This window comes from Alcaligenes sp. YSL9, from assembly GCF_030515105.1.
Classification (GTDB): Bacteria; Pseudomonadota; Gammaproteobacteria; order Burkholderiales; family Burkholderiaceae_B; genus Alcaligenes; species Alcaligenes phenolicus.
Genome location: NZ_JALXJU010000003.1, coordinates 774,545 through 787,329, shown reverse-complemented (window position 1 = coordinate 787,329; position 12,785 = coordinate 774,545). Strand labels below are relative to the sequence as shown.

Below are 12,785 nucleotides of genomic sequence, written 5' to 3'. Positions count from 1 at the left end.
CCCGTTTTAGCGGCGGGCCTGCTTGGCAACTTCAGGTGCGCGTACGTCGGCGGCCAGTTTGTCCAGCACGCCGTTCACGAATTTGAAACCGTCGGTGCCGCCAAAGGACTTGGCCAGTTCAACGGCTTCGTTAATGGCAACGCGGTAAGGCACTTCAACGTGATGCACCAGTTCGTAGCTGCCAATCAGCAAGATGCCGTGTTCAATGGGAGAGAGCTCTTCCAAAGGACGATCCACATACGGCAAAAAGCGTTCGCGCAGCACAGGGGCTTCGCGCATGACGCCGAACAGCAAGGTTTTGAACCAGGCTGCGTCGGCTTCGCCAAACTCCTCGTCGCCCCGGATATGGGCGTCGATGGAGGTGGCTTCCTGCAGGCCATCAGCACCTCGCAACAGCCAGGAGTAGATGCCCTGCAGGGCAAATTCGCGCGAGCGGCGGCGCGCGGATCGTCCGTTGGCCTTGCTGGCCGGGACTTTATTTGTCGTCGTCAAGATCTTCGTCCTCGTAATCTTCGTCCTCATCGTCGTCCAGCTCGGGTTCGAGGACGGCGATAAGATTGCCCAGCTCGACCGCTGTACGGGCGCAATCGCGACCTTTTTCAGCAGCACGAATCTCGGCTTGTTCATCTGTGTTGGTGGTCAGTACACCGTTGGCAACAGGAATACCGGTTGCCAGGGAGACTTGAGTAATGGCCGAAGCGCTTTCATTGCTGACCACTTCAAAGTGGTAGGTGTCACCGCGGATAACAGCACCCAGAGCGATCAGGGCATCAAATTCGCCGGTTTCAGCCATCTGGCCCAGGGTAATGCCCAGTTCCAGCGCACCGGGGACAGACAAAACGGTCACGTCGCGCTCGTCTACACCCAAAGCTTCCAGCTCTTTCAAGCAGGCTTCCAACTCGGTCAGACCGATGGATTCATTAAAACGCGCACGCACAATACCAATGTGCAGACCTTCCCCATTCAGGTCAGGGGTAACAATGTAAGGATTCATGTTGGAAGCTCCGCTTAGGATTGAGAGTCTGGTTCGCTATGGTAACCCGTCACGGTCAATGCAAACCCGGCCATGCTTGGCATTTTACGTGGTCGCGACATCAAACGGGCTTTACCAACATTGAGGTCACGCAAAATTTGTGCACCAATTCCGTAGGTGCGCAGATCGTTGCGGCTAGGGCGACCGCGTGGCGCCTGGGCCGGGCTGTCTGCAGCCCAAGCCTGAATCTGCTCGAAACTCTCTTCTTCGGAGCTCTGGCAGTTCATCAGCAAGACAACACCGCTGTCGGATTTGGCCACGGTACGCAACGCAGTGGGCAGGGTCCAACTGTGGCCCACATCCCCCTCGATCAGAACATCCAGCACGGTAGTCGGTTCATGTACACGCACCAGGGTTTCCACTTCCGGGCTGATTTCACCGTGCACCAGTGCCAGATGCAAGCCACCGGAAGACAGATCGCGGTAAGCGTGGCATTCAAATTCGCCATAAGGAGTCTTGACGGACTTCTTGTGCAAACGCTCGATCATGGACTCGTGTTCGCTGCGGTACTGGATCAGGTCCGCAATGGTGCCAACCTTGATGCCGTGTTCGCGGGCGAACACCAACAAATCGGGCAAACGCGCCATGGTGCCGTCAGGATTGAGCACTTCACAAATGACAGCAGCCGGGGTCAAGCCTGCCATCGCCGTCAAATCGCAGCCCGCTTCGGTGTGACCGGCACGCACCAGCACACCACCTTTGGCCGCCTTCAAGGGAAAAATGTGGCCAGGCTGCACCAGATCAATCGGACGTGCATCACGGGCCACGGCCGCTTGCACAGTACGGGCGCGGTCAGCAGCGGAAATGCCGGTCTCCACGCCCTCAGCCGCTTCAATCGACACCGTGAAGTTGGTGCCAAAGCGTGTACCGTTGCGGGTGGCCATCAAAGGCAGGTCCAGCTGGCGGCAGCGCTCTTCGGTCAGCGTCAGGCAAACCAGACCGCGGCCATGCGTCACCATGAAGTTGATCGCCTCGGCATTTACGAATTCGGCGGCCATGACCAGATCGCCTTCGTTTTCGCGGTCCTCTTCGTCAACCAGAATAACCATGCGACCGGCGCGCAGCTCTTCAACAATCTCTGGAACGGGAGCGATTGGACTGGCGCCCAGTTGACCAGCGTCGGACTGAATTTCTTGATTCATCGTGCTCTTTGCTCAGACAGATAATAATTAAGGCCATTTTACGACACCCAAGGCCCGGCGGGCAGCTTCATTAGTCGGTACACTTGAAGACCGTGCCAAACCGCTCCAAACCCCTATGACCGAACCCATTTTGCCTGCTCTGGACGAAAAGCGTCGCCGTATCCAATCCATTGAAACGGGTTTTGGCCTGTTGAAAGTGCTGGTAGATAGCGGAAAACCCATGATGTTGCGAGATCTGGCCACGCAAGCTGGGATGAGTTCGGCCAAAGCCCACCCGTATCTGGTCAGTTTTACCAACGTAGGACTGGTGCAGCAGGCTCCGGCTACCGGCCTGTACGAGCTGGGGCCGTTTGCCTTGCAGATGGGTTTGGTCAGCTTGCAAAGCCAGAACCCGGTGAAGATTGCCCTGCCCCTGGTTCAAGCCTGGGCCTCGCGCATCGGGCACACCCTGGGCTTGGCAGTGCTGGGCTCACACGGCCCCACCATGGTTCATATCAGCGAGGCCAGCTACCCGGTCCATGTGAACATGCGCTGCGGCACGGTCATGTCCATGCTGCACACGGCCACCGGCCACGTCTTTGCCGCCTGGCTGCCCCCTGAAGTGGCGCGCCACTACATTGAGCGCGAGGCAGGTGACAGCGCGGTTGTCACCAGTATCAGTCCGCTGCGCCCCAGCCCCAAAGAACTGGCTGCCATGCTGGAAAAAATCCGTGAACAAGGTGTGGCACAGGCACTGGGCAACCCCTTGCCCGGTATTGATGCCCTGTCCGTCCCCGTGTTTGATCACTCCGGCCAGATTGTGCTGGCCCTGACCAGTCTGGGCCCCAGTACGCTGTTTGATGCCAGTATCAACAGCCCCATCCTGGCTCAGTTGCGACAGTGCGCCAACAGCATTTCACACCAGTTGGGCTGGCGCGAGCCACTAGGCACTCCCCCTTTATAAAACTTGACATGACTACACACACTTATACGGGTGTCGACACTTCAAGTTTGGCTGGTTTACATGCAAAATAATCGTTTTATCCGCCCACCTGTTGTGGGTGATTTCTCGAGTGCGATGCTGTGCTAGAACAAGAACTGAAATTTTTTGTACCCGAGAGTGCCCGTCCCGGTTTATTGACCGCCTTTGACGCCGTACGCACGGGTAGCATTACCTTAAATGCCATTTACTTTGATACGCCCGAACGCGATTTGGCGCGCTCGAGTATCGCCTTGCGTCTGCGCAAGGAAGGCGAGCAATGGGTTCAGACCGTCAAACTGCCCGGTCCTGATACCCTGTCCCGCATTGAAATCAATCACCCCCGTCCCGGCCCGGAACTGGACCTGAGCCTGTATCAGGACACACCCGCCCACGCTGCGCTGGCTCGTTACGCGGATCAAATCCAAGCCCGTTATCAAACCCGCATCCAGCGCGAGCTGGCCCTGATCAAGCAAGGCCAGTCTGAACTGGAGCTAGCCTACGATGTGGGTCATATCGAATCCAATGGTTTGAAGCTGCTGGTCAACGAGCTGGAAATTGAGCTGATCAAGGGCGAGAGCCTGACCATGTTTGAGGTTGGCCAGCGCTGGCTGTACAAACATGGCCTGATTCTGGAGATGCGCAGCAAGTCCGAGCGTGGTGATGCCCTGGCCAGTCTGGCGGACCGCCGCCGGGCCAAATCGGAAAGTCTGGATCTGACGCCCGAACAGGTAGCTGCGGCCCTGACCCGCAAAGCCTACGACCTGCCCAAACCGCATTTTGTTGACACCGAAGATCTGGAACAGTTTTATAGCCTGAGTGCCACCATGAGCCTGGAGCAGGTCATTCGCAATGCCGCCTTGCTGGCCGGCGTGGATGGCATACGTCCGGACTCTTCCCGTCAGGCCGACTATCTGGCCTTGATGCGCGTGGGTCTGCGCCGTCTGCGCTCCTGCCGCAAGCTGTTCAAAATGTGGCTATCGGCTAGCGAAGGGTATGCCAATACGCGTCTGACACATTATTTTGGTCTGTTTGGTCAGGCACGCGACCATGACCTGGTACACCTGGAAATCACCCCCTTGCTGCTGCAGGCGGGAATGCCCGGCCCCGCACCTGAGCCTACTCCCGCCCATCTGGAGCACGACCCGGTCCAATTGGCCAGTGCAGCCGAGTTTCAGTCCCTGCTGTTAAGTAATCTGCAAAGCCTGATTTGCGGCCCTACGCTGGAACTGAATGGTGTGCCTCAGCCCGAACATTTGATCGAAGCCCGTATCAGCCGCTGGTTCCAGACAATTCAACTACGCAGCCAACGCTTTGCGCAGATCAGCCAGGACAAGCAGCATCGTTTGCGCAACCGTATCAAGAGCCTGCGCTACTGCCTGGAGTTTTTGCCCAGCGCAGCCGACAAGCAAGGGCTGCACAAAGTGCTGCGCGAATGTCAGGCCTTGATTGGTGCAGTCACCGACGTGGACGTGGCGCTGGATTGGTATGCCCAACATGCGGCCAACCCCGAACAAGCGCAGTTTGCGCGGGACTGGCTGACGCATGCCCGCCAAGGTCGTGCCGCCCATGCACAGCATGCGCTCAATGCCTTGGATCAGCATCAGCCGCAAACAGAGCTTCTGCGACGCTGAACGTCAAAAGTACTGAAAAGCCCACTGTGCACAGAGCCTTTGCTTGCCACTACGTAGCGCTCTTTTCCTGGAAGGCTCAGGAATAAAAAAACGGCGATGCCTGTAAAGACATCGCCGCTTTTTTGACAGCCAAACTTGGATTTAAGCGTTCATGCCCAACAAGGCCGACGCAAACTCACGGGCCACAAAGGCCTGCAGATCCTGCATGCCCTCGCCCACGCCAATCCAGTAAACCGGAATAGGACGTACGCCTTGCGCACAGGCAGCAACGGCAGCCAGCGTACCGCCTTTGGCCGTACCGTCCAGCTTGGTAACCACCAGGCCAGTCAGACCCAAGGCTGCATCAAAGGCACGGATCTGCGAAATGGCGTTCTGGCCGGTATTGCCGTCCACAACCAAGAGAATTTCATGAGGAGCCTGACCATCGGCCTTGCCGATGACGCGCTTGATCTTCTTGAGCTCTTCCATCAGGTGAAGCTGGGTTGGCAAGCGGCCGGCGGTATCCACCATGACCACGCCCATATCGCGGGCACGCCCTGCATGCACGGCATCAAACGCCACCGCAGCGGGGTCACCACCGTCTTGAGCAATAACACTGACGTTATTGCGGGTGCCCCACTCAATCAGTTGTTCACGAGCGGCGGCACGGAAGGTATCACCGGCGGCCAACAAGACTTTTGCGCCCTGCTCCTGGAAGGTGTGGGCCAACTTACCGATAGACGTGGTTTTACCTGCACCATTCACCCCGGCAATCATGACTACCAGTGGTTTGCTCGATTCCAGAGGAAAGGATTTCTCCAGGGGCTTCAAATGATCGGTCAGGATGTCGCACAGGGCTTGTTTGACTTGGGCTGCATCGCTGATTTTTTCCTTGCGAACACGAGCACGCAAGGCGGTAATCAGTTTCTCGGTAGCCTCAACACCCGCGTCTGCCATCAGCAAGGCGTCTTCCAGTTCCTCGAACAGCGTTTCATCAACCTTGGCACCGACGAACAGGCTGCTCAAGCTCTGACCGGTACGCGACAAGCCCTGTTTCAAGCGTGCCATCCAGGAAGTTTTCACCACAGGTGCGGCGGCTTCTGGCTCTGGCGTCGGGGCAGGTGCTGGGTCAGGCTGTGGCGCAGGAACTGGAACAATCTCTGGCTCCGGTTCAGGAGTCGGCTGTATCTCGGGTTCCGGTTGCGGTACCGGCTCGGGAATCGGCTGCACCTCGGGTTCAGGCACTGGCTCGACCTCGGGCTCCGGAGCACGGCTTGGCTCCGGCACAGGCTGCACCTCCGGCTCGGGAATACGAACGGGTTCAGGTACGGGCTGCACTTGCGGCTCGTGGACACGGGCAGGCTCTGGGGTCGGGACACTGGCCGGGGCGGGTTGTGGCACCTCTGGCTGCGTGGGCGTAGACTCGGAAGCAGCGCGATGTTCAGCCTGGCTGGCTGCCTGGCTATCCAAAGCCACAGCAGGCGAGGCCACCGGCGTTTGAACCGGCGTGCTTTGCTCCTGCGATACAGCGGGGGATGCATCTGCCGCGTCAGCCTGGGGCTGAGACGGGGCAGGAGAAAGCGGCTCGGTCAGCTCCGTTTGAGTGACTTGTGGCTCTGGCTTGGCCTTCTTTCTTTTAAAAAAACTGAACATACGATTTACACTAGAAAATTCTGTTGAATGACCACATTATCCGATCAAAGCGCTAATGAGAAAACATGCTGTCCGTATTGTAGGTGGTGATTACCGCCGCACACCGATTTCAGTCGTCGATGCACCCGGTCTGCGGCCCACCCCGGATCGTGTGCGCGAAACGCTGTTTAACTGGCTTAACCACTTCTGGGGCGGTCAATTCAGCGACAAGAACGTGCTGGATCTGTTTGCCGGTAGCGGAGCCCTGGGCTTTGAAGCGGCCTCGCGCGGTGTCGCCTTTGTACAAATGGTGGAACGCCACGGACCCGCTGTCAGCAATTTGCGCAGCCTGCGTACCAAACTCAAGGCAGACCACGTCCGTATCCATGCGGGCGACGCCCTCCATATTCTGGAGCGCAGCCAGATGCGCTACGATCTGGTCTTCATAGACCCGCCCTTTGCGCAGGACTGGATGGAACGCATCTGGCCCTTGCTGCCCAATGTGCTGGCACCGGACGCACTGGTTTACATTGAGTCCGAAACCCCTATACAAGCCCCAGATCAATACGGGATACTACGACAGGATAAGGCAGGGCAGGTACATTATCATTTGTTGCGATTTGCTGCGATGCAAAAAACAGTCAATAATGCCGAATTTTCCGGGACGCCTGCACCGCTCCCCCCGGACTCCGACCTGCCAACTTGAACCACTTACGCGGATGCACCATGATCACAGCTGTTTACCCCGGCACCTTCGACCCCCTGACACGAGGCCATGAAGACTTGGTCCGGCGAGCCGCCAACCTTTTCGATCACGTTGTGGTCGGTGTGGCCTCCAGCCAGAACAAGCGCCCTTTCTTCACCGTTGAAGAGCGTGTTGAGATCGCCTCCGAAGTGCTCAGCCACTATCCAAACGTGGAAGTGAAAAGCTTTTCCGGCCTGCTCAAGGACTTTGTACGCGAACAAAATGGTCGCGTTATCGTACGTGGCCTGCGCGCCGTGTCCGATTTTGAGTACGAATTTCAAATGGCGGGCATGAACCGTCACCTGTTGCCCGAAGTCGAGACCATGTTCATGACTCCTTCGGATCAGTACCAGTTCATCTCCGGCACCATCGTGCGCGAAATTGCCATTTTGGGCGGTGATGTAGGCAAATTTGTGTTCCCGTCCGTGGAGCGTTGGCTACAAACCAAAGCCAAGGAACGCAATCAGCAAACGGTTTCAGCCACCTGAACTCGCCCTGCGCAGCGGTCCGTACTACACTGTAGGGTGACCGACTGGTCAAATCCAAGGACCACGCTTATCAGGACACTGCGCTATGGCACTGCACATTACTGAAGAATGCATTAACTGCGACGTTTGTGAGCCGCAGTGCCCTAACCTGGCTATTTACATGGGCGAGGAGATCTACGAGATCAATCCCAACCTGTGTACAGAATGCGTCGGCCACTTTGATGAGCCGCAGTGTGTGGTAGTGTGCCCGGTCGAATGTATCGAGGTTCACCCCCAGCACCAGGAAAGCCAGGAAACGCTGCTTGCCCGTTATCACCGGCTACAGTCCGAACCTACGACATAAATAGAATAAAAAAAGCCCTGCCATGAGCAGGGCTTGTTCTATAGGGATCACCGCGCAGACAGCTTACTCAGCCTGTGGCAAACGCTTTAACAGACGCAGCGGCTGGCCTGTATAGCGGCTGAACCACTGGGCAGGCAAATCCCCTTCGTCTACCAATTGCACGGATTGCCCATTTTCCTGCCACAGGGAAAAGGAATCCGGATCGTCTTCAATAACATCCACTTCAATATCCAGGCGCAACATGCCCGGAGCGCGCAACACCAGCTGGCCAAAACGCAGTTCCATACTGAGCTCGGCCAAGGCTGGCAGCGCATCGGCGGCCAGGACCTGCCCCTGATCGTTCCCCAGCACCCATCGCCCCTTGCAGGCCAGTGCCTTGCCGTCATTAAGGGACGGGCCGCCTTGCAACAGGCAAACCGTTTGGTCAGGCGAACTTAACGCTGAACTTGTGCTCATGGCTTGAACCACTGCTTCATGGCTTCGCCCACGGTTTGTGGAACCTTGGCCCCCAACTCTTCCTTGATGATCTGCTTCACCTCGGACTTCACATCGGGGGTGGACTCTGCTTTAGCTTCTGACGCTTGTTGGCTCAACAAATCCAGCAAACCGTCTTGCAGTGCCTTCTTGATGGAGTTGCTGGCAATGTCTTTCCACTGAATCTGGTAGGACAGCCCTGTCCAGGGGCCGGAGATATGGATAGGAATCAGCACATTGCGCAGGTCCTGGAAGGACTTGCGCTCTTCCACGGCCAGATTGTTGTGGTTCAGGCGAGCCTGCAAAGTCACATCTGCTTGCTGATTTACCAGGTCCAGCGTGGCGCCTTTAGCCGCTGTCACCGTCAGAATCGGGGTGGTGGCCCGTAAATTACGGAAAGTCGCTTGCCCTTTCTTGATATCCAGACTGCCCTGCAAACGGTTCAACACCGTGCGGCGCAAAGGATCGGACTGGGGCAGCAGCAAAGGAATCTGACCGCCAAAGGCATTGCGCACGGCTTCGTTGATATCGCGCACGCTCTGGTCCAGATCAACGCTGCGCCAGCTGCCGTCATGCAAATCGACCGTCAGGCCGCCTTCCAGAGCATTCAGACGCTCCTGGCTTGTGGCACCTTGAGCCTTCAGGTTCAGATCCACATTGCCCTTGCCGGCCAGGTAGTCATTGCCGAACGCATCCAGCAAGAGCGAACCGACCTGCATTTGCTGCAGCTTCAGGCCCAATTCGAAGCGCTTGCCGGGCTCAATCTTGGCCTTGGCCTGAAGCTGACCTTCATACGCCTGCGCATTGAACTGCGACAAATTGATCAACTGGCCCTGGTTCTTGACCTGAGCTTTCACCTGATCCATCACCACACCCAGGCTGCGCAGCTTTTCGATTTCAAAACGCAGATCAAAGCTGAGCGTATCCAGCCAAGCGTAAGAGGAAGCTTCTTCAACCACTTCTTCGGCTGCGGGATCCGCCTCTGCCTGCTCTGCCTTGGGCTGCTCGACTTGTTCAGCTTCCTCTGCGCCCGGCTCCTGCTCGGCAGCGGCTTCCGGCACTTCAGCCTCTGGCTCCGGCTCCGGTGGGGTCACCACTTCGGGGGCTGTCACCCAGAAAATCGAACGCAGTTCGTCCAGGTCCAGCTTGTCCGCTTTGAGTACCGCGTTCAGCAACGGCCCTTTACCCTTATCTTGCAAGCTTACATCCAGACTGCCTTGAGCCTGCTCGGTGCTACTGCTTAGCTGCGCACTGTATTCTTGTTTGCCTTTGTTCAGGTCTGCCTGGCCCGTCAGCGGCATCTCGAAGCGGCTACCTGCGTCGGCCTCGTCTTCCACGCGGATATTGGCTTGAATCTCCGGCAGACGCAGCCACTCATTCGATGGTTGCCACTGCACGGGGGAACTGGCCTTCAATTGCGCCACACGGCTGCCTTGCTTGATGGCGCCGTCCAGCTTGGCCTGCTCAAATATCAATTCCTGGCTGTTACCGGACAAGCCTTGCAGCGTCAAACCCAAACCCAGGACCTTGGGGCCGCTGACTTTCAGGCTGGCAACGACAGGCGAGCCTTCAGCCTGGGCAGGCGATACCTGGATACGAGGCACATCCAGGGCCAGATCCAGATTCTGATCTTCATTTTTGCCACGAACACGCAGCGCCAGCTTCTCGAAAGACACCAGGTCGCTGACGCTGTCGATTTCCATCTTGGGCGTATTTAGCGTGGCATTCAGATCGCTGACCGGGTAAGCGCCCAACCACTGACCTTGCAATTGGGTATCCAGATTGGTGGCGCTGAACTGGCGTTGGGCCGACTTGTAGGCCACATTGCCCTTAAGTGTCAGGCTTTGTGCCTGCAGCTGGTCCAGATCACCGATAAAGCTCAAGTTCAGCTTTTGTGCGCCGTAGGATTTGGAAGCAGGGTCCAGACTCAGTTGCCCTTGCCCTTCCAGCACACCATCCGCCACGGGATAGTCCCCCGACAAGCGGCTCTTGAAAGCTACATCAAAAGGCTGACCAAACGTCATGCGGCCCGTGTTCACTTCCAGCTGCAACAAACGGCCAATTACATTGCTGCGTTTGCTGAAGTAATGAATCTCACCACCCTTCAGGCTCAGACCTGCAATATCAATCTGGAAATCCGTTTCGCTGCCCGAGCGCTTGGCAATCAATTCAGGAACAGGCAAGGATTCGGGTGCAGGCTCGGCTGTCTGAGGCGCCTCGGCAGCTTGTGCTGCGGGCAACAAGGATACGCCCGAGCGGGCAAGGGGAAGGTGAGGGCCAGCCGGCGGGGCTTGCAGCAAGTCGTCAAAATTCAGCTTGCCTTCTTCATCGCGCACAATCCAGGCTTTGAAGCCGGTAACAGCAACGTGGTCCACTACCAGGCGGTTATTGATCAAAGGCCACAAGGCCACCGCAAACCGGGCGCTTTCCAAAGAAGCGAAAGGATCTTCCGAATTACGGTCAGACAGGGACAGCCCCTGCACGGACAGGCCAATGCGGGGAAATAAAGAAAGTTCGATATCACCGTCAATCTTGAGCGTACGCTGATACTTTTGCTGGACGATGTCAGCCAGCTTCTGCTTGTACGAATTGGGATTGAATGTCAGCAGGAAAATCGCCCCGCCTACCACCGTGACAATAGCTAAAACGACGAGGCTGAATAAGCCCCGCTTAAACCATACTTTCATGTAAGCCTCTAGGACCTCGGGGCAGGATGCAACACGCCATCTGCCCGGATACGAAATGCTAACCCATGTCGGGCCATTGCGAAGTAACGAAAATAAGAAATATCCACCCGCACTTTAAAAAGCAGAGCCTGTTGTCAGTAATTCGCCATTATTACCAAAAGAAATAAAGGCATAGTATTAATGTCTGCGCCCTTAGATGCTTTTCTCTACATACAGGGGTTATGCTTGCTTTGTCTTATATAAGCCACTTGATCATCAATTCCAGAATTAACCATGAAACTAGAGACTCTTGCCATTCATGCTGGCTACCAGCCAGATCCGACCACAAAAGCCGTTGCTGTTCCGATTTACCAGACCACTTCCTACGCTTTCGACAACACGCAACACGGCGCGGATCTGTTTGACCTGAAGGTGCCCGGCAATATTTACACCCGCATCATGAACCCCACCAATGCCGTGCTTGAAGAGCGTGTTGCAGCATTGGAAGGCGGGATTGCGGGCTTGGCAGTAGCCTCTGGCATGGCAGCCATCACGTATGCTATCCAAACGATTGCAGAGGCCGGCGACAACATTGTGTCCGTCAGTAAACTGTACGGCGGCACCTACAACCTGTTCGCGCACTCCTTCCCGCGCCAGGGCATTACCGTCAAATTTGCCCAACCCAATGATATCGAAGCACTGGAAGCCCTGATCGACGACCGCACTCGTGCCGTGTTCTGCGAAACCATCGGCAACCCGGCTGGCAACATCATCGATATCCGTGCACTGGCCGATGCCGCTCACCGTCATGGCGTACCCCTGATTGTAGACAATACCGTGGCCTCGCCTGCCCTGTGCCGTCCTATCGAACACGGTGCCGACATTGTCGTGCACTCGCTGACCAAATACATGGGCGGTCACGGCACCACCATTGCGGGCATGGTCGTGGACTCCGGTAAATTCCCCTGGGCCGAGCACAAAGATCGCTTTGCCATCCTGAACACCCCTGACCCGTCCTACCACGGCGTGGTCTATACCGAAGCCTTTGGCCCAGCCGCCTTCATCGGCCGCTGCCGCGTGGCTCCGCTGCGCAATACCGGCGCTGCCCTGGCCCCCTTGAGCGCCTTCCAGATCCTGCAAGGCATCGAAACCCTGCCTCTGCGCATGGAGCGTCATACAGAAAACGCCCTGAAAGTAGCCCAGTATCTGAACAAGCATCCACAAGTGTCCTGGGTGAAGTACGCCGGTTTGCCTGACCATCCGGATCATGAACTGGCCAAGCGCTATATGGGTGGCAAGCCTGCGGCGATTTTGTCCTTTGGTATCAAAGGCGGCATTGAAGCCGGTACTCGCTTTATCGACGCGCTGAACCTGGTGCTGCGTCTGGTCAATATTGGTGATGCCAAATCCCTGGCTTGCCACCCTGCCAGCACAACTCACCGTCAGCTCAATGCCGAAGAACTGGCCGCCGTAGGCGTGAGCGAAGACATGGTGCGTCTGTCCGTTGGCCTGGAACACATCGACGACATTCTGGCCGATCTGGAACAAGCTCTGGAAGCAGCGGCACGCGGCTAAGACCCAAAAACCTGTACAGGCCGGAATTGCTGTACAGGTTTTTCTGCATCAAGCAAAAAAGCCTGGAATCGGTATTGCACCGACTCCAGGCTTTTTTCATTCTTGGCAATACGGCC

General features: G+C 56.8%; 12 protein-coding genes. 6 read left to right on the top strand and 6 right to left on the bottom strand.

All coding sequences use genetic code 11. The features are described 5' to 3' along the window. Positions 1 to 6 precede the first annotated feature (6 nt). Genes nusB through ribBA form a run of 3 tightly spaced genes read right to left on the bottom strand, consistent with a single transcriptional unit; the run spans position 7 to position 2,175 of the window. Positions 7 to 522 carry a transcription antitermination factor NusB gene (nusB, locus tag M2Q46_RS16155; RefSeq protein WP_042488795.1) on the bottom strand — a complete coding sequence of 172 codons (516 nt, stop codon included), beginning with the start codon at positions 520 to 522 and terminating at the stop codon, positions 7 to 9. Continuing rightward, positions 476 to 994 carry a 6,7-dimethyl-8-ribityllumazine synthase gene (gene ribH, locus M2Q46_RS16150; RefSeq protein WP_009454781.1) on the bottom strand — a complete coding sequence of 173 codons (519 nt, stop codon included), beginning with the start codon at positions 992 to 994 and terminating at the stop codon, positions 476 to 478. Before ribH ends, nusB begins: the two co-directional genes overlap by 47 nt. Before the next feature lie 14 nt (positions 995 to 1,008). Continuing rightward, positions 1,009 to 2,175, bottom strand: a complete 1,167-nt coding sequence (ribBA, locus tag M2Q46_RS16145; protein ID WP_009454780.1) for a bifunctional 3,4-dihydroxy-2-butanone-4-phosphate synthase/GTP cyclohydrolase II — start codon at positions 2,173 to 2,175, stop codon at positions 1,009 to 1,011. 115 nt (positions 2,176 to 2,290) lie between these two features. Here ribBA and M2Q46_RS16140 point away from each other — a divergent pair, with 115 nt between their 5' ends. Continuing rightward, positions 2,291 to 3,118, top strand: coding sequence for an IclR family transcriptional regulator (locus M2Q46_RS16140; protein WP_302357629.1), 828 nt, complete (start codon positions 2,291 to 2,293; stop codon positions 3,116 to 3,118). Between the two features lie 119 nt (positions 3,119 to 3,237). Beyond that, positions 3,238 to 4,767 (top strand): CYTH and CHAD domain-containing protein, encoded by a 1,530-nt coding sequence (locus tag M2Q46_RS16135; RefSeq protein ID WP_022983223.1) that lies wholly within the window; start codon positions 3,238 to 3,240, stop codon positions 4,765 to 4,767. Positions 4,768 to 4,908: 141 nt separating this feature from the next. Here M2Q46_RS16135 and ftsY read toward each other — a convergent pair whose 3' ends face one another. Further along, a complete protein-coding gene (gene ftsY, locus M2Q46_RS16130; RefSeq protein ID WP_306459881.1) occupies positions 4,909 to 5,934 on the bottom strand; it encodes a signal recognition particle-docking protein FtsY in 1,026 nt (341 codons plus the stop codon). 520 nt (positions 5,935 to 6,454) lie between these two features. Between ftsY and rsmD the strand changes: the two genes are divergently transcribed. From rsmD to M2Q46_RS16115, 3 genes are all read left to right on the top strand, one after another. Then, the gene (rsmD, locus tag M2Q46_RS16125; RefSeq protein WP_009454775.1) at positions 6,455 to 7,084 is read left to right on the top strand and encodes a 16S rRNA (guanine(966)-N(2))-methyltransferase RsmD; all 630 of its coding nucleotides are present in this window, start codon (positions 6,455 to 6,457) and stop codon (positions 7,082 to 7,084) included. Between the two features lie 20 nt (positions 7,085 to 7,104). After that, on the top strand, positions 7,105 to 7,611 hold the full coding sequence (coaD, locus tag M2Q46_RS16120) for a pantetheine-phosphate adenylyltransferase (RefSeq protein WP_009454773.1): 507 nt from the start codon (positions 7,105 to 7,107) through the stop codon (positions 7,609 to 7,611). An 85-nt stretch (positions 7,612 to 7,696) separates the two neighbouring features. Further along, entirely contained in the window at positions 7,697 to 7,954 is a 258-nt protein-coding gene (locus tag M2Q46_RS16115; protein WP_009454772.1) for a YfhL family 4Fe-4S dicluster ferredoxin, read from the top strand. A 63-nt stretch (positions 7,955 to 8,017) separates the two neighbouring features. Here M2Q46_RS16115 and M2Q46_RS16110 read toward each other — a convergent pair whose 3' ends face one another. Together M2Q46_RS16110 and M2Q46_RS16105 are read right to left on the bottom strand one after the other, a co-directional pair. Further along, the gene (locus M2Q46_RS16110; protein ID WP_080748109.1) at positions 8,018 to 8,410 is read right to left on the bottom strand and encodes an MOSC N-terminal beta barrel domain-containing protein; all 393 of its coding nucleotides are present in this window, start codon (positions 8,408 to 8,410) and stop codon (positions 8,018 to 8,020) included. Continuing rightward, positions 8,407 to 11,115, bottom strand: a complete 2,709-nt coding sequence (locus tag M2Q46_RS16105) for an AsmA family protein (protein ID WP_302357628.1) — start codon at positions 11,113 to 11,115, stop codon at positions 8,407 to 8,409. Before M2Q46_RS16105 ends, M2Q46_RS16110 begins: the two co-directional genes overlap by 4 nt. A 273-nt stretch (positions 11,116 to 11,388) precedes the next feature. Between M2Q46_RS16105 and M2Q46_RS16100 the strand changes: the two genes are divergently transcribed. After that, positions 11,389 to 12,669: a bifunctional O-acetylhomoserine aminocarboxypropyltransferase/cysteine synthase gene (locus M2Q46_RS16100; RefSeq protein ID WP_035273377.1), complete on the top strand. Its 1,281-nt coding sequence runs from the start codon at positions 11,389 to 11,391 to the stop codon at positions 12,667 to 12,669. Positions 12,670 to 12,785 lie beyond the last annotated feature (116 nt).

What these genes read in the sequence shown, in the direction of transcription:
- M2Q46_RS16100 (WP_035273377.1), top strand. Translation starts at nt 11,389, where the DNA reads ATGAAACTAGAGACTCTTGCCATTCATGCTGGCTACCAGCCAGATCCG.
- M2Q46_RS16105 (WP_302357628.1), bottom strand. Translation starts at nt 11,115, where the DNA reads ATGAAAGTATGGTTTAAGCGGGGCTTATTCAGCCTCGTCGTTTTAGCT.
- rsmD (WP_009454775.1), top strand. Translation starts at nt 6,455, where the DNA reads ATGAGAAAACATGCTGTCCGTATTGTAGGTGGTGATTACCGCCGCACA.
- coaD (WP_009454773.1), top strand. Translation starts at nt 7,105, where the DNA reads ATGATCACAGCTGTTTACCCCGGCACCTTCGACCCCCTGACACGAGGC.
- M2Q46_RS16110 (WP_080748109.1), bottom strand. Translation starts at nt 8,410, where the DNA reads ATGAGCACAAGTTCAGCGTTAAGTTCGCCTGACCAAACGGTTTGCCTG.
- nusB (WP_042488795.1), bottom strand. Translation starts at nt 522, where the DNA reads ATGAGGACGAAGATTACGAGGACGAAGATCTTGACGACGACAAATAAA.
- ribH (WP_009454781.1), bottom strand. Translation starts at nt 994, where the DNA reads ATGAATCCTTACATTGTTACCCCTGACCTGAATGGGGAAGGTCTGCAC.
- ribBA (WP_009454780.1), bottom strand. Translation starts at nt 2,175, where the DNA reads ATGAATCAAGAAATTCAGTCCGACGCTGGTCAACTGGGCGCCAGTCCA.
- M2Q46_RS16140 (WP_302357629.1), top strand. Translation starts at nt 2,291, where the DNA reads ATGACCGAACCCATTTTGCCTGCTCTGGACGAAAAGCGTCGCCGTATC.
- M2Q46_RS16115 (WP_009454772.1), top strand. Translation starts at nt 7,697, where the DNA reads ATGGCACTGCACATTACTGAAGAATGCATTAACTGCGACGTTTGTGAG.